This window comes from Paraperibacillus marinus, assembly GCF_046237605.1.
GTDB classification, from domain to species: Bacteria; Bacillota; Bacilli; order Bacillales; family DSM-1321; genus Paraperibacillus; species Paraperibacillus marinus.
The window spans coordinates 1,975,406-1,990,725 of the sequence record NZ_CP143542.1; the positions used below are offsets into that span (position 1 = coordinate 1,975,406).

The 15,320-nt window shown below is 39.6% G+C and carries 24 protein-coding genes and 1 tRNA gene; 15 read left to right on the forward strand and 10 right to left on the reverse strand.

What is annotated here, in order from left to right; all coding sequences use genetic code 11:
• Positions 1–9: 9 nt before the first annotated feature.
• From V1498_RS10070 to V1498_RS10105, 8 genes are all read left to right on the forward strand, one after another.
• Positions 10–83: transfer RNA gene (locus V1498_RS10070), tRNA-Arg, on the forward strand.
• A gap of 145 nt (positions 84–228) precedes the next feature.
• Positions 229–426 carry a hypothetical protein gene (locus V1498_RS10075; RefSeq protein ID WP_409298708.1) on the forward strand — a complete coding sequence of 66 codons (198 nt, stop codon included), beginning with the start codon at positions 229–231 and terminating at the stop codon, positions 424–426.
• A gap of 414 nt (positions 427–840) precedes the next feature.
• On the forward strand, positions 841–1,014 hold the full coding sequence (locus V1498_RS10080) for a hypothetical protein (protein WP_409298710.1): 174 nt from the start codon (positions 841–843) through the stop codon (positions 1,012–1,014).
• A gap of 160 nt (positions 1,015–1,174) precedes the next feature.
• A complete protein-coding gene (locus V1498_RS10085) occupies positions 1,175–1,396 on the forward strand; it encodes a hypothetical protein (RefSeq protein ID WP_409298712.1) in 222 nt (73 codons plus the stop codon).
• Between the two features lie 144 nt (positions 1,397–1,540).
• A complete protein-coding gene (locus V1498_RS10090; RefSeq protein ID WP_409298713.1) occupies positions 1,541–1,687 on the forward strand; it encodes a hypothetical protein in 147 nt (48 codons plus the stop codon).
• The gene (locus V1498_RS10095; RefSeq protein ID WP_409298715.1) at positions 1,677–2,048 is read left to right on the forward strand and encodes a putative toxin-antitoxin system toxin component, PIN family; all 372 of its coding nucleotides are present in this window, start codon (positions 1,677–1,679) and stop codon (positions 2,046–2,048) included. The genes V1498_RS10090 and V1498_RS10095 overlap by 11 nt, the downstream gene beginning before the upstream one ends.
• A 111-nt stretch (positions 2,049–2,159) precedes the next feature.
• Positions 2,160–2,330, forward strand: a complete 171-nt coding sequence (locus tag V1498_RS10100; RefSeq protein ID WP_409298717.1) for a hypothetical protein — start codon at positions 2,160–2,162, stop codon at positions 2,328–2,330.
• A gap of 438 nt (positions 2,331–2,768) precedes the next feature.
• Positions 2,769–3,269, forward strand: a complete 501-nt coding sequence (locus V1498_RS10105) for a hypothetical protein (RefSeq protein ID WP_409298719.1) — start codon at positions 2,769–2,771, stop codon at positions 3,267–3,269.
• 244 nt (positions 3,270–3,513) lie between these two features.
• Here the strand turns inward: V1498_RS10105 and V1498_RS10110 are convergent, their stop codons facing one another.
• The 7 genes from V1498_RS10110 to V1498_RS10140 form a co-directional block, all read right to left on the reverse strand.
• A complete protein-coding gene (locus tag V1498_RS10110; RefSeq protein WP_409298720.1) occupies positions 3,514–4,614 on the reverse strand; it encodes a Ger(x)C family spore germination protein in 1,101 nt (366 codons plus the stop codon).
• Positions 4,611–5,699, reverse strand: coding sequence for a GerAB/ArcD/ProY family transporter (locus V1498_RS10115; protein ID WP_409298722.1), 1,089 nt, complete (start codon positions 5,697–5,699; stop codon positions 4,611–4,613). The genes V1498_RS10110 and V1498_RS10115 overlap by 4 nt, the downstream gene beginning before the upstream one ends.
• The gene (locus tag V1498_RS10120; protein ID WP_409298723.1) at positions 5,700–7,064 is read right to left on the reverse strand and encodes a spore germination protein; all 1,365 of its coding nucleotides are present in this window, start codon (positions 7,062–7,064) and stop codon (positions 5,700–5,702) included.
• A 291-nt stretch (positions 7,065–7,355) separates the two neighbouring features.
• A complete protein-coding gene (locus V1498_RS10125) occupies positions 7,356–8,492 on the reverse strand; it encodes a zinc-dependent alcohol dehydrogenase (RefSeq protein WP_409298725.1) in 1,137 nt (378 codons plus the stop codon).
• Between the two features lie 18 nt (positions 8,493–8,510).
• The gene (locus V1498_RS10130) at positions 8,511–8,879 is read right to left on the reverse strand and encodes a spore coat protein (RefSeq protein WP_409298727.1); all 369 of its coding nucleotides are present in this window, start codon (positions 8,877–8,879) and stop codon (positions 8,511–8,513) included.
• Positions 8,869–9,099 (reverse strand): spore coat protein, encoded by a 231-nt coding sequence (locus V1498_RS10135; RefSeq protein WP_409298728.1) that lies wholly within the window; start codon positions 9,097–9,099, stop codon positions 8,869–8,871. Before V1498_RS10135 ends, V1498_RS10130 begins: the two co-directional genes overlap by 11 nt.
• A 140-nt stretch (positions 9,100–9,239) precedes the next feature.
• Positions 9,240–9,362, reverse strand: a complete 123-nt coding sequence (locus V1498_RS10140; protein WP_409298730.1) for a hypothetical protein — start codon at positions 9,360–9,362, stop codon at positions 9,240–9,242.
• Positions 9,363–9,533: 171 nt separating this feature from the next.
• On the opposite strand from V1498_RS10140, the gene V1498_RS10145 reads away from it, so the two are divergent.
• From V1498_RS10145 to V1498_RS10160, 4 genes are all read left to right on the forward strand, one after another.
• Positions 9,534–9,743, forward strand: a complete 210-nt coding sequence (locus V1498_RS10145) for a hypothetical protein (RefSeq protein WP_409298732.1) — start codon at positions 9,534–9,536, stop codon at positions 9,741–9,743.
• A complete protein-coding gene (locus V1498_RS10150; RefSeq protein ID WP_409298734.1) occupies positions 9,740–10,039 on the forward strand; it encodes a spore coat protein in 300 nt (99 codons plus the stop codon). The genes V1498_RS10145 and V1498_RS10150 overlap by 4 nt, the downstream gene beginning before the upstream one ends.
• 278 nt (positions 10,040–10,317) lie before the next feature.
• Complete coding sequence (locus V1498_RS10155; RefSeq protein WP_409298736.1) at positions 10,318–10,608, forward strand: DUF3219 family protein; 291 nt, start codon at positions 10,318–10,320, stop codon at positions 10,606–10,608.
• Positions 10,609–10,812: 204 nt separating this feature from the next.
• Positions 10,813–11,511 (forward strand): SH3 domain-containing protein, encoded by a 699-nt coding sequence (locus V1498_RS10160; RefSeq protein WP_409298738.1) that lies wholly within the window; start codon positions 10,813–10,815, stop codon positions 11,509–11,511.
• 151 nt (positions 11,512–11,662) lie between these two features.
• Here the strand turns inward: V1498_RS10160 and queF are convergent, their stop codons facing one another.
• The gene (queF, locus tag V1498_RS10165) at positions 11,663–12,160 is read right to left on the reverse strand and encodes a preQ(1) synthase (RefSeq protein ID WP_409293330.1); all 498 of its coding nucleotides are present in this window, start codon (positions 12,158–12,160) and stop codon (positions 11,663–11,665) included.
• A 277-nt stretch (positions 12,161–12,437) separates the two neighbouring features.
• On the opposite strand from queF, the gene V1498_RS10170 reads away from it, so the two are divergent.
• The gene (locus tag V1498_RS10170; protein WP_409298740.1) at positions 12,438–12,698 is read left to right on the forward strand and encodes a hypothetical protein; all 261 of its coding nucleotides are present in this window, start codon (positions 12,438–12,440) and stop codon (positions 12,696–12,698) included.
• A gap of 25 nt (positions 12,699–12,723) precedes the next feature.
• On the opposite strand, the gene V1498_RS10175 is transcribed toward V1498_RS10170, so the two are convergent.
• Positions 12,724–13,623, reverse strand: coding sequence for a DMT family transporter (locus V1498_RS10175; RefSeq protein WP_409299245.1), 900 nt, complete (start codon positions 13,621–13,623; stop codon positions 12,724–12,726).
• 130 nt (positions 13,624–13,753) lie between these two features.
• Here V1498_RS10175 and V1498_RS10180 point away from each other — a divergent pair, with 130 nt between their 5' ends.
• Positions 13,754–14,038: a hypothetical protein gene (locus V1498_RS10180; RefSeq protein WP_409298742.1), complete on the forward strand. Its 285-nt coding sequence runs from the start codon at positions 13,754–13,756 to the stop codon at positions 14,036–14,038.
• Between the two features lie 7 nt (positions 14,039–14,045).
• Here the strand turns inward: V1498_RS10180 and V1498_RS10185 are convergent, their stop codons facing one another.
• Complete coding sequence (locus V1498_RS10185; RefSeq protein ID WP_409298744.1) at positions 14,046–14,786, reverse strand: AAA family ATPase; 741 nt, start codon at positions 14,784–14,786, stop codon at positions 14,046–14,048.
• Positions 14,787–14,995: 209 nt separating this feature from the next.
• Here V1498_RS10185 and V1498_RS10190 point away from each other — a divergent pair, with 209 nt between their 5' ends.
• Positions 14,996–15,232, forward strand: coding sequence for a hypothetical protein (locus V1498_RS10190; protein ID WP_409298745.1), 237 nt, complete (start codon positions 14,996–14,998; stop codon positions 15,230–15,232).
• Positions 15,233–15,320: the final 88 nt, after the last annotated feature.

Genomic DNA, 15,320 nt, shown 5'->3' on the forward strand with positions numbered 1-15,320 from the left:
ACAAAACATGTTCCAGTAGCTCAGCAGGATAGAGCGACAGCCTCCTAAGCTGTAGGTCGGGAGTTCGAATCTCTCCTGGAACGCTAGAATTTGAAGAGCCATGTTATGTGATTAAACCCTTTTTAAGTATCGGGAGAGTCATACATAAGTGGCTTTTTTTGTGTGTATGTAGGACTTTAATGGTTTGAATGTGTGACAGCCAGCACCATTTTAGGAGAGTATCTTACCATGGCAAGAAAGTATATTGCTGAAAGGGGACAAAAAACTAAAGTCCCAAAGACTGAAGTTGTCCGAAAGATTCTTAATGACCGATATACAATTAATGAATCCCTTGAAATTTTTGTTCAAGCAAAAGAGGAAGCCGGGATTCGACCTGGAACTCTAAATGGCTATTATGCCACTGTTCGATATTTGTCTGAATGTTAGGAAATGAAATCCAATATAAAGAAGTAATAAAAGCAGAAACAATACGTAGTTATATTAACCATATTCCGTTTTCTAACTAATGAAGGAATCATCTTATATAATCCTAAGGAAAATATTACTCAGGTGAGAGATGATTTTGAGGAAGAGTTGTGTTTCATCTATTAATTGCTTTAATCTCTTCGCTACTTCCCAGCTTATAGGTATCTCCCGATATAATCCCTTACTTTTTGATCTAACGCATCATTGTTTATAACTATTGCAAATCTAGGTTTGTTTATTTCTCCTGCATAGTCGTACTCCCAATAGGTGTATCTTTTTACTTCGAGGGCTTTTCATTTTTTTAATTCAAAATTAACTCCAAATTAATGGTATCTTCATACTTATCAAGTATTCTTTAGGTACGGGGTGATTAAATTGTCTTTAAGTATTAGCAATGAAGAATTAGAAAAAATCTTTGAGGAAAATGGAGTTTCAATCAAAAAAGCAATTTCCTCAGCCTTTGTTGAAAATAATAAATCTGATAAAGATATGCCTGAAATTATAAAGAGAGTCATTTACGATGAAATAAAACGTTATAGAATAAGTTAAGATTAGAGAAGGCAGCCCATTATAGGGCTGTTTTTTATTTTAAGGACATCCTGTATTAGTACACTAAACTTTTTAGGAATTTCACTTGAATAAGGGAAAAATATCCCCAACAAACCTCTAATTTTTGGTAAAAAATTGCTTAAAAATGAAGGCTTTTGGAATGAGCTTTATTTTAGGTAATGCTGATCCTTTTGATGTAATATCAACTATTGATGGTTTGGCTTTAGAACTAGTCTATTTAGCTATCATTATGGTAATTTTTTATGCAGTTGTTTACATGGAAACTAGGATGATTAAATTCCCCAAGAGTTTGTCAAATACATTTGGGACAGCAGCATCATTATTTGGTTTGTATGTGTGGGTAAAGTTCCTTATTTCATAAAGCATTTAACTTGAATAAGGGGAAATTTATTAGTTAATTTCTTCCAAAGTGTCTTATTAGTGGTTTAATAAGGGTAGTAGATTCATAGAATGGTACTCACAATTACAAGGTGGTGAGTACATGAAAAACAAGGAGGAGAACAACATGGCGATAACAGAGGCAAGAACAAAAAGATCATCTTCTGCAGCGTTTCAAAGCATTCGGAGAAAAGTTCAAGCTCAAATGAAAAAGCAACAAGTCACTTACAGTGATGTATTGGAAGCCATGAAAAAAGATTCTAATGAGAGATAAATTAGTAATAGATACAAACATGTTTGTAGAAGGAATTTTTAATTCTGAAGAGAATGCAAGTGAAACATTGCTGTCTAATTTTGATTCAATAGATGCTAGGTTGTTATTTTCTCAGGAAACGATTGGAGAACTATTTTACATTCTTAAGAAGCAATGTAGTGATTTACAAATGGATGACGAAGAAACACATGAAATATTGATGGAAATTACCACTCTTTTTCAAAATGGTAAATCAGTAAATACAAACTACTATAAGAATAGACGTAATAGATTAAGGGCATTGGATGTTAACGATCAAATGTTTATCGATGCTGCTATGGCAGGTAGAGCCAGTCATGTGATTACATTGGATAAAAAATAGGCAATTCAATTACAAGACAAAATGCATTTAACATTCCATATCTCTAAATAAGGCATCCTTTCGAGGGTGCTTTTTTATTTTGCCGAAATTTAAATAAGAGAGAGTGATTGAATGAAACCAGTTAGCGAGTTAACGGTAAAGGTGGATATAAATATACCTACATTTCTAACTAAGTTGGATATTATTCGTGAGGGATTAGAGCATATTGTAGCAGGGCTTACGGAATTAGAAAGCCAGGAGGATGTGAAGGCCCGGTTTGTTGATGATCTTCCATGGGTGTGATGGTTAATGGCTACTAAAAGTAAGAAACCATGTAATCCACGTTGTCCTAATCTTTCTGATACTGCGCACTGTGAGCAGCATACTGAGGTTAGGGTAAGAGATAGGGTGGCAACTATAAGAAGTATGACCATAGGCAAAGAGATCCAAGGAGTACTTCATTCTATATGAGTAAAGCCTGCAGAGACATGAGGGAATATATCTATTATAAACAGTATCGATTATGTAAGTATTGCTTGAAGGATAACCGGTTTGTTGGAGGTGATGTAGTGGGTCCTAAGATACCATTAAAGGGTGATTGGAAACTAAGGCTGCAAGATGATCATCTCCAGGTGTTGTGTCACAAGTGCCATAACTTGAAAACCAAAAGGAAAGAAATATATACCAAAAGTAGGATTATATGTTATTATTATGTTGACATAATAATAAGGTGGTATTTGTATGAGTTTGTTTGGGAACATCCTTAAGGGTGCTGGTAAACTAGCATTAAACGCAGCTTCAGAAGCTATGGCACAGTCGCAAAAGAAGATTTACCAAAATAGTTCTCAAAGTGGCCGGAAGATCGGTGGGAAATCTATAAATGAGTGGGACACACAATGGAGAAGTATAGGAATATTAAGTAATATCGACCTTACTCCATACAACAAGTATGTAGGCTTGTATAGAGCTAGACTTGGAAGTGAAATTGTATATATTGGACGTGCCATTGAATGGAATAATGGTGGATTTAGAAAGAGGTTATCAGATTACACACGAGAAAGTAACAGTGCAAGAACGCATGGATCAGGACAAAAGATGTATGAACATAGACATCAGCTGCAAATTGATTTATTGCTGGTTGGGCAAAGTGAGAATGCAGCAAAAGTTACATCAGTGTTAGAGGGATTGATGGTAGGAAAGTATAATCCAACTTGGAATAAAGTTAAAAACTTTAATTTTTAGCACACTCAAGTAGAGTGTGTTTTTTTAATACCCAACCTTTCTTTTCAAAAAAACTAAAAGAAGTATTCCAGCGGGCAGTTTTCCGTGAACAAACACCGGATTATTAAGTAAAATGGGGTGATTTGGGGGGTGAAGACAGTGGGAAGGAATCCCAAACCACTTCAATTACATGTTTTTAATGGAAATACTTCCAGGATGACTAAAGCTGAGATTGAGAAGCGGCAGGAGTTAGCTGGAGGACTGTTTAATACATGATTCCAGTTCCTCGAAGCTTAAGCTCTGTTTTTACTTTAAATTGAATATGCGGGTATAGTTTATTCCATTTTTTAACTTTGTCATCTGATACTCCGAGCTTTGCTTGGTACTTAAGGCCAAAGCCCAAAGGGTCAGATCCTGTTTTTTGTATGGTTTCCAATGTGCTTTTTACTCGTTTACTTATTACCTCAGATGCCAGCCTTTGGTCCTCCAGCAGCTCATAGTTATGGTATATCTTCTTGTCGGAGGATTCTATATATCCATCGATGCTAATATGAACGTTTACATATGGCTTTTTCTTATTCGGAGTAACGACTGTTGTCTTCGTCTTAAAACTTTCTACACTTACAAAAAATTCATTTTCTCCCTGTTTAACATTGATCTGTCCTCTTCTGTCAGTGTTAAGAAGCTCATTCAAAATCCTTGTTTCATCTCGGTTTAATTCCTTGCTTAGTCTGGAGCCTTTAAATAAAACTACCTTATTGATGACGTAAGTATCTTTTAAAGGCTGAATTACAGGCAGATATGGATCTATTCCTTCTTCTCTAAGCCGCATATAAAAGTCATTAAGTATTTCAGGTATGATGTACGGAGAGTCATTGGACGTTTCATCAAAGGACAGAATGATAGCATTTGAGGGGAGCCGTTCCGATTTGGCTTTCACTTTTATCACCTTTTCCGCAGTTGGATCGCCCAGTGCCATATAGGCTATTCCCTGAATATCCCTTCGACGCATGAACCAGTTCAACACCTCAGCCTGGTGTTTTCGCATAATCTCCCTGCTAAAAACCAGGACTCTGCAGTGGCCAAAATCAAAATCCTTATCAACCTTGGATTTCAGGACCCGTACCGCTTCAGCGATGGTATCTGCGTTTTCAGAAATGACCTGAAAGTTAGTTTTGCCTGGCTGAACCTGGGGGGATGGAATCGCTAATTTCAAAGAAACATGAAACGGTTTTTGTGGGTTTTTTGAGTAATCCACGCCCATGGACGTCACAAAAAAACGTTTGTCAATGTCCTTATATGCACAGCCTGATAACAAACCTACTAGTAAAGTCAAAGTACAAACGAGTACTGCTTTCATGTTCATGCTTGTTTCCTCCTTAAGGGAAGTAAAGAAAGCGCCAATACTAGAAGAATCTCCACAGGGAGCCGCAGGTTAAACCACATTTTTGTAGCCTCGAAATAAGTTCTTTGATTGACGGTTACCTGAAAATAGACAGTCAGAAATCCTACAATCCCCAGAAAGACCAGTGTAAAAAGCCGCTTCCCTGTTTTTCTATCTTCTATTCTGAAAGCTCCTTTCATAAGCTCCAATCCCACATTCCATGTAATGATCCCAAATAGAATCGACAAGACCATAAAAATCATAACTAAAAGAAAGCTTGTCCGTTCAATAAAACCATACTCCATTCTTAATGTATCCACAGTTACCATCCAAGGGAATACAAAATCACCAATTGATTGGATTCCTAAAAATCCAAATGGAATTAAATATGTAAAAACCAGGATTATTGTTCCTAAGGCAGGAATAATCCAGAAGTATTTAAGTATTCTACTGGCTTGAATATGTCTGTTTATAATGACAAGGTTAATATATCCGGTAAATATATAACTGGCAGCGGCGACAGAGCTGTAGTTAGGCATCTCCCAGCTGTATTGAAGAACTCTTTTTATATGTACTGGGTAAAAATAATTACTCGTCATCGCTTTATAAATAATATAAGCAATGAATGGTGACGCTATTAGGACGGTAAATCCTGTCTTATAAATGATAGATTCTGTCTCGCGGGTAGATCCGTATATGAGCAAAAGAACAAGAAATCCTAAAATGAATTTCAAATCCATCTCGGGATTTAAATAGAGCTTAACTAAATAGGCAAACGAACCAATAGCCAGACTCCCAGCAGCGATCCACATTAACGATAAAAAAAGTAAAAAGGGAATCCTAATATACGCAGGCAGCAGGTCCATGAATATTTCCGGCAGGCCGTTATAGGGATATTTGCTTATTGCCTTTATAAATACATAGGACAAAATGGTCCCGATCAAAATACTTAAAGCCATTGATGTAACTGCGCCATTGAAGCGGTTTTGAATTAAAATCAGCGGAACATTAAAAATGATGTGCACGAACATATTCAAAAAAACAATCATATAAAAATAACGCGCCAATTACCCTTTCTCCCCCTTCGGATTTTCAGATATTTTCTCAATCCTCCTCGAGGAACCCCAATATAATCTCAAGAAAGGGGTGCCAAAGCTTCTTTTGTCAGTAAGATAACATAGTAGCAGAATAACTCCTGCTACCACACCCATTATCCCAAAGAAACTTGCGAGAAGAATCAAGGGATAGCGAGCCACCCTAATGGAAAAGCTCATTGGATTAACAGGTATCGTAAAATTAGAAATGGCGACAAATGCAGTAATGATAATCATGATGGAACTGACTAGCTGAGCCTGCTGCGCCGCCTGCCCGAGTATGAGCCCGCCAACTGTAGTTGCTGTCGGTCCAATCGCTTTAGGCAGCCTTATACTGGATTCAACCAGCATCTCTACAGCCAGCATCATGAATGCTACTTCAAAAAAAGCGGGATATGGAACTCCTGCACGGCTTCCAGCAATAGTAGCAGCCAGCTGAGACCTGAGTACTTCAGGATTATATGAAGTAACAGCTATATACAAGGCTGGCAGAACAAGGGTAATGAGAAGACCAATATATCTAATTGCAATCATGAGTCTGCTGGTCCAAAATGTGTGTGAAGTATCATCCATCGAGGACATAAAATCGAAAAAAACAGCAGGGACAATAAGGGCAAAAGGAGTTCCATGCATGAGAATGATAACTTTTCCCTGTGAAAGATTTAACGCAACCCGGTCCGGCCGTTCCGTAATCATCATAATCGGAAACAAATGGTGCTTTTTCTTGGTCATGGCGTTCTCAAGCTGGCCGATCGCCTGAATCATATCCATCTTAATTTCCGGCAGGCGCTTCTTTACATCACCTAGAACATCATGATCTACCAGCTTTTTATCATACATAAGACCAATTTGTGTTTTAGACATTGTTCCGACAGTCTGCTGTTCCATGATTAAATTTTCAGAAGGGTAACGGTTTCTTACTAAATTAATATTAGTTTTTAAGTTCTCGCATAACGCCTTTTGGGGACCGAGAACCGCCATTTCAACAGCTGAATCCTCAGGCTGATTATTTATGGATATCTTTGCATCATACGAAAAAACAGAATCCGTAGTGATGATCAAGATATCGCCCTTCATAAGCAGTGATAATAAATTGTCTCCGGTTTTAAGCTGCCTGCAGGGGGGGAGGGAGAGCAGATGCAATAAATATTTATCCTCTTTTTCACATAAAAGCAAAGGTTCAATGAGGTCTTTATTTATCTTTTTGTAGTCAATTAAGCTTTCTAAGTAGATGAGGATAATTTTTTTGCGGAAAGAATCAATATCCTGTATTTTAAAATCGCTGCTATTGCCAAGCTGCTCCTTTAAGGTGCTGACTATTTTCTGTTGGTTTGCCATATCATCTTCACACCTTTAGTTCATTTCATTGCTGTAGTATTTGTAAAAATTTTATGATTTATACCAATGTCGGTTGGGCACAAAGGGCACTTCAATGTGCACTACTGAAGAACGATATAAAGATAGGTCTGTAGGAATAAGTCCAAATAAAAAGCTTGTGGAAGAAAAACTGGTGCCTTTCTCCACAAGCTGGGTAGGTGAGACATTTATTAACGTAGTTGGCTGTCCGGCTCTTACTTTTATGATCGCCTTTAGCTCAGTAATATGAGGAATGAATACCCGTATTTTTCCTTATGGCTTCAGAATAACCTTAATGCAATTATCTGTTCTGGTATCAAAATATTCATAGCCTTTTTCTGCCTGATCAAGCGGAAGAACATGTGTGACCACATCACCGATATCGACTTTCCCCTGGGAAACAAGATCATAAATAAATGGCATATAATGAATAACAGGAGCTTGACCTGTTCTTAAATTCACATTGCGCTCGAAGATGTCTCCGAGGGGGAATGCATTATAACGGCCGCCATAAACACCTGTAACCTGGATCGTGCCGCCTTTTCTGACCGCCTGGCTTGCAATCACCAGTGCACTCATCGTACCGCCCTGAAGCTTCAAGCCTGAACCGAGATATTCCATCGGTGTCATTTTTCCGTCCATGCCTACGGCATCAATGACAACATCGGCTCCGCCCTTTGTTATTTCCTTTAAGTATTCACCTGTATTTTCATGCTGTTCGAAGTTTACGATTTCAACCTTGTTCGTCCTTTTGGCGTGCTCTAGGCGATAGTTGATATAATCAACTGCAATGACTCTTTTTGCCCCCTTGAACCAGGCCCATTTTTGCGCAAGAAGTCCAACCGGGCCGCAGCCAAGAATTACGACAGTGTCACCGGATTTTACACCTGCGTTATCCACTGACCAAAAGGCCGTAGAAGCAGCGTCAGCAAGCAGCACTAATTGTTCATCTGCCACTTCACAATTTTCCGGGATTTTAAAAGGAGTAAAATTCGCATAAGGCACCCTAAGAAACTCAGCCTGACCCCCAGGATAGCCGCCCGTCAAGTCCGAGTAGCCAAAGAATCCTCCCATATCACCATTATCATTTGAATTATCGCATTGGCTCTCCAAATGATTCTGACAGTAGAAACATTCTCCACAGGCCACATTGAATGGGATGATTACGCGATCGCCTTTTTTTACTTTGGTCACATCCGGTCCTACTTCTTCGACAATCCCCATTGGCTCATGACCGATAATATAATCCTCTGGAAAATTCGGAATCATTCCATGTATTAAATGGAGATCCGAGCCGCAAATCGCTGAGGTAGTAATTTTCACAATAATATCGTCTTTTTTCTCAATCTTCGGATCCGGGACTTCTTTTACCCTGACATCCTTAATTCCTTGAAAGGTAACAGCTTTCATTTCTTTTCATCCTCCCTATTATTCATCACTATCTATTTGGGCCATCATTCCAAGACGAGAGGTATCCCCAGGAAACAGATCCATGCCGCCTATCATTAAAGCTCCCTTTACAGACTTAAGATCCATCTTGTATTGATCCTGCATGTTGTATGGATGCAGCCAGCCTTTTTTCATCATGAAATTGGACAATTCCTCGTGCAGGGCAAGGCCTTCTTCCATTTGGGATCTAAACGCCTCTCTTAGTTCAGGTGTAGCCGTTTCCGCCAATGCATTTGCTGCATTGCGCACGCCTGTTTTTATCGTTAACAGGAATTCCATCGCTAAAGAAGCGTCAGCAAGCTCGGGCATTCCCTCGGCATTTTCGATTTCCATATAATCATTGATCATTGTAATTCACCTCATTCACCGGGTTTGGCACTTTATACAGTTCCTGCAATGACTCCAATGCCTGCATGGATTGCTGCACATCTTTTTCCATTAATGCTTTAAGATCCTGGTCAAAAACTACCCCTGACATCATTTTGGACTTAACAACGCATGTGCTCTTAAAGTTGAGCATTTCATGCAGCTCCAGCGTTTCGTGATTTGCTAAATTTCCTGAATCCAAAAAGGTTCACCTCCATATTTAATAAAGCTATCTTTTCCTACATTTTTTTGTCTATACTTAAAAAAACCACTTTTTATAAAAAAAGCCTCAACAGGTAACTTTCATCTTGTTGAGGCTCCTTTGTTTACGAAAATTTAATATCATTTATTCTTGGGATTTGTGTTGTTTTTAAAGTCATTCTTACTGGGTCTTTCTTTTACTTCCCTGTTGGGATCAAAATTTTCTACATTGGCATAGCCATGTGTTCCTCTTCCGTTTGGCATTTTCATTTCTCCTTTCAAGTGACTTAGCGTAATCCTCTTTAATTAATGTCTATTTTTACTGAAAAAATATTTGAGGAAGTTTGTGGGAGGGAGAGTAAAATAGAGGTTTTTGCATAAAAAGAAAACAGCCGAGAGATTATAAACTAGATCATTAATCAAGGAGGAGATAATATGCAAGAAAATTTAGGGATTCATGAAACTCTGGAAATGCACGAATTACTGACTTTTAAAAATACCTGTTTAACAAAGTCTGCTTCCATTAGTGCTCTTGTACAGGATCCTGCCTTAAAAGCGATTCTTGACCAAGACGTTACTCAATCAAAACAGGCTGTACAGCAGCTTCAGAATTTACTTTCCCAAAACGGAGGTCAATTACAATGAATCAAATCGTTCAAAACCTAATGGGCATGGGAGATATAACTGACCAGGTGATCGCATCTGATTTGCTGATCTCTGCCAAATCAGGAATTAAAAACTGTGCTTTTGCCATTACAGAGGCTGCGACTCCAGAAGTTCGTGAAGCCCTTCATCAACAGTTAAATGATGCCATTGATCTGCACGGTAAAGTCAGCGATTACATGATAAACAGCGGATATTATCATCCTCGGAATGTAAATGAACAACTTGCAGTGGATGCCCAAACAACAGAGACAGCGTTAAATATTCCTAAACCTTAAAAGTTGAATAAAATACGCAGGACTATTGTAAACTGCCTAAATTAAACTGGATCATTGTCATAAAGGCGTCTATTTCCTCTTAGGATATTTGTTCTTTAGAGAAGACAGGTGTATATTTGCTAAACAACACGTATGCTGATTTTTATATGCTGGAATATACTAATAGAGGCTGCTAATGCAGCCTCTATTAGTAGTATTTATAGTACAAATTTAATGATGGGTAAAAGCGCGTAAGAAAGGGAAAATAAGAAGATATCCCTACTAGAGGAGGCGGCATGTTGGAAACGAAGGTACGACTTAATGAAAAAGAGATTCAGGTGTACAACTACCAGCAGGAGGAACAGGATTCGGGGCGTTTAAAAATCACTTTTGAATTTACAGTGACTCATGAGGAATATCATGATATCACGACACTTCTATACAAACAGGAGTTTGATGTCTCAGTCCCTGAACAGAAGCTGGAATTCAGGGGAACCATCTGTAATTACTGGACATCATTCACCAATTTATACAATGCAGGCGCATCAGGTGAATTCCACCTTGAACTGATGCAGGTTAAAGATGGCTGATACGAATGAATAATGAGAAGGATGTTTGGAAAAGCTATTAGGACACCTAGATACCCTTAAGCCTCTGTCACATGACAGGGGCTTTACTTTGTTCATTTGTTTACTAAATCGAGTGGAGTGTTAGTCGGTTTTTGTCATAAAATAGTGAAGAACCCACTGCAAGACATATGGTAAAATATAGTTATTAAATGCTAGGGGGAAACTATGAAACGTCTTGCCAAACTCACCGTATTTCTCGTGTTCCTGTTCTCTGTCCTGATTCCCTTTCAATCAACAGAGGCTGCCACTGCTAAAACAGCTTATGTCAATGTCGGCTCAGGTTCATTGAATGTCAGATCAGCGCCAAGTACCCATGGCAAAGTTTTAGGCTACTATAAGAACGGGACAAAGCTGACCGTTTACTCACAGACCAAGTCGGGCTGGTCTGAGATCCGTTATAAATCCAAGAAGGCCTATGTTTCTACAAAATATTTATCTTTCAAACTTACATATCTTCAGGATAAGAACAAAGTATATGTATATAAGAAAAGTGGAACTTATTACACCGAATACTATACAGGCAAAAGCGGAGCATGGGATGTCTGGACCATGAATAATGAAAAAGGATTCATCCGGAAAGAAGACTCCAAAGGACTCCATACAGGGAAGCTTTATTCTGAATTCCATACTTCCATTCAGTATCCTGTCAAAATCAACAAAAAATGGCTGATAGGTGAAGGCGAGTACAGGTGGGTCTCTGCAACAAATAAAACCGTCAAAACGGCTGCCGGCACATTTTCAAACTGCCTGGAGACTAAAGACCAATCAGGGGTTACAGCTTATTATGCACCGAACATTGGCTTGATAAAGGTATATCATAAAGGGAAACTGCAAACAGAGCTTGCAGGGATTACGAATAGATAAGGGGGAGAGGGCGTAATCAGCCCTCTTTTTTTTGTACACGTTTTTCGGCACGGATAACCCGTCAAAAGGACGAGTACTATGCCAAAGTTGAGATATAGTGATTGACTCATAGGGAATCATAGCAGCAATTTCAGCTTTGTATGACGATATATTACCTGTTATCCACCTTTTCCGGATACAAATCATGATTCATAAGCCTGTGATGGGCCATTTCCTCATATTTTGTTCCAGGTTTTCCATAGTTCGTATATGGATCGATAGAAATGCCGCCGCGCGGGGTGAATTTGCCCCAGACTTCAATATATCTGGGATCCATCAGCTTGATCAGATCATTCATGATGATATTCATGCAGTCTTCGTGGAAATCTCCGTGATTCCTGAAACTGAACAAATACAGCTTTAGAGCCTTGCTTTCCACCATTTTTTTGTCGGGGATATAGCTGATGTATATAGTCGCGAAATCCGGCTGTCCGGTGATCGGGCAGAGACTTGTGAATTCCGGACAGTTGAATTTAACGAAGTAGTCGCGGTATGGATGTTTATTATCAAAGGATTCCAGTATTTCTGGTGAATATTCGAACAGATATTTTGTACCCTGATTGCCGAGCAGCGTAATATCCTGAAGCTCGTCTTTTTGTCTTCCTGCCATGATTAAGTGCCTCCTATTATATGGTCTGTCAAAAGGGTGCAAAAATAAAAGCCACATCCCTCTAAGACATGGCAATAGCAGTGCCATAGTTTTTTATAGAGGGTTTCCGCTATGAACCTCTTTTGGAACAGAAGATATGAATGTTTACATCTGTGAAATTATATCTGAACCGGGGAGAAATATCAATAGTTTATGCTTTATATGATTCCTCATGGATATTACTGTGCCGGAAGGGAAAAATATTAACAGACGCATGAAAGAGAGGAGGCAGAATGTATTGTATCTGGATGGAAAGATTATTTCTGGTGAATTTAATAATGAAACCCAGGAATTCTCACTGCAGAAAGTAAAGCATCTGTATACCGAAACAACTCTTAAAGAAAACCAGATCAACGAGCTTTACAGCTATCTTAAGCTGCACGAAGACGAAACAGATGGCCAGATCATTACGCTGTATGACCAGATGCTGGTCAGGCTGAGTCCCGAGGAAATCGGGATCCTTCTGGAAGAGCTGGAAATCCTCCAGCGGATGTACTGAGCTGTCAGGAAGGACAGCTCATTTTTTATGCAGATTTACTTGCAGCTTGCTTCAATCGGCCCCACTTAAAGTCTGTAACCAGTATGATGCTTATGAAGATGATGAGCATGCCGAGACCTGTGGTGAAATGGATCTTCTCATCCAGAAATAGGGTTCCCCAAATGATTCCGAAGATGGGAACCAGAAAGGTTACACTTGCTGTCTTCACCGCCCCGGCTGTTGCCAGGAGCTGAAAAAACAGGAGATAAGCAAGCGATGTACAAAAAATCGCCAAAGCCGCAACTGAATAAATCGATGGAAGAGATGGTGCTGAATGCGGGAGGTTTGCTAGTGCGAATGGAAGTAATACCAATGATGCACCGATTTGCTGTCCGATCGCCAGCTGCAGTGGTTTTACACCGGGCAGGGCTTTTACAATATAATTGCCCGCGATTCCATAAAACAGGGCTGCTCCCAGTGATGAAAGGGAAGCCAGCAGGAAAGGAAGTCCGAGATTGGCGCTCCATCCAGTCAGGATGGCGACGCCCGCCAAACCAAGCAGCATGCCTCCCCACTTTTTCATGGAGAGATGGTGCTTAAACCAGATCCAGGCAGTGAGCGCTGTAAACATCGGAGTTGTGGCATTAATGATTGATGCGGTTGAAGCCGTCAAGTGCAGCTCTGCTATCGTTATGAGTGCAAAAGGGATGGCGGCATTCAATGCACCGGCCATTATATATTCCTTCCAATGCTGTCGGAAACTGAAGCGTGAGCGGATGATTGCCGCGTAGACGAGCAGTACGACGGAAGCGATCGCTACCCTCAGTTCCACTGTCAGGAAGGGGCCGAATTCCGGGGCAGCAATCCTTATAAATAAAAAAGACGCTCCCCAGAGTGCGGCAAGTGAGAGAAGAAGTATGATATTTCTACTGGACAAATCGGTCATCTCCTGATTGATATTTCTTTTAATCATATATGTATTTTACATGATATGGATGATTAAGTATCATAGAATGAAAGATTATTAACGGTTTAACATGATTTTTATACAATCCATACGGATAGGGGCCAGGATTATGATAGATCAGTTGTTTGAAGCGGTGGATTTTATCCTGGACTTATTCAGTCTTAAGAAAAACCAGTATGCTAAAAATTATGCTTTACTAAGGAAAGAACCCTGGTTTCAGGCGCTGCTTGCGGACTATAGATATGAATACATCATACATAATAGCAGTGTTGTCACCCAATATCTCAAACAAGCAGAAAACCTTAAATTACTGCTGCATAGTGAAGAAGAAAGAATGGCGTTTATTGACCTTGTGAAGGCAGAACACCTTTCTTACACAGGGCTGGATTCATAATTACTTCTCATGGCTTTAACAAATGATGGAGCATCCGGTCCGGGTCATCGAAAAACTGCTTCATAAGCTTAAAGTGTTCTGTTTCCCTCAAGGAACGCTGAGTTAATCCGTCGTCCGAAAATTCCAGGATAACAGAGTCAGGATAAGACATGAGTATGGGTGAGTGGGTGGCGATAATAAATTGCGATCCGCTTTTTACAAGCGCATGGATTCGGGACAGCATGGACAGCTGGCGTAGTGGTGACAGGGCTGCTTCGGGTTCATCCAGGATATAAAGGCCGTTCCCCCTGAAGCGGGCATTGAAGGTAGAGAAAAATGCTTCGCCATGTGACTGCTCATGCAAGGATTTCCCTCCGTATGAATCATGTATATTGCCGCCAAATTCTTCCCTGCCGACTTCTTCTATATAAGTAGCAGCATTATAAAAGCTTTCAGCACGCAGGAAAAAAGCATCCTCAGCTCTGAAAACTCCCCTGACCAGCCGAACATATTCCGAAAGAACAGAGTGGGAGTCATAGGTGCTGAAATTAAAATTAAGCGAACCTCCCTCCGGATTAAATCCTGCTGCGACTGCCAGTGCTTCAAGCAGTGTCGATTTCCCCCTGCCATTTTCCCCGACAAAGTATGTGACAGATGGGTGGAAGCTGATTTCTTTCATTTCTTTAACAGAAGGAAGACTGAATGGATATTCGCTGTAGGATGGTATACGATTATGGTTAATGATCATTTTTCTAATAAATGCTTCCATGATTTTCTCCTTATGTATTCCATTTTCAATCTATAAACGGAGTATACCATGATTGAATAAGTACATCATTTCAAAGGCATTCGGCAAAAAAATGTGTTTCAGGATACCGTGGAAATGTCATTCGATTGTAATGTCACTTCATGGAGGAATCTGTTATAATTGGCAGGAACACATGGATACCCCTCACAACTTGAAAGGGGGCGGGGCAATTGAATATGTACCAGATTAGAAAGCTCTTGAAAGATCTGGCCGTTTCACCATACCGGGAAAGTGATGTTTCACATACACTAAGCAGGCATAATGAGAAATTGGAAATCAGTTTTTCAGATAATATCAGCAGTTATGAAATCAGGATGCCTCACCAGAAGGCTACTCAATATTTTCCTGATGTCGATTCGGCAGCCGATGCCATTTCAGCATTCATCCATAATGAAATATCAGTATAGATTAACTTAAAACGAAGTATGACACCGAGCCTGCTATTTCCATTTTAGCAGGCTTTTTTGTGGAAAAGGGGCGGAGCTGCATGTATCA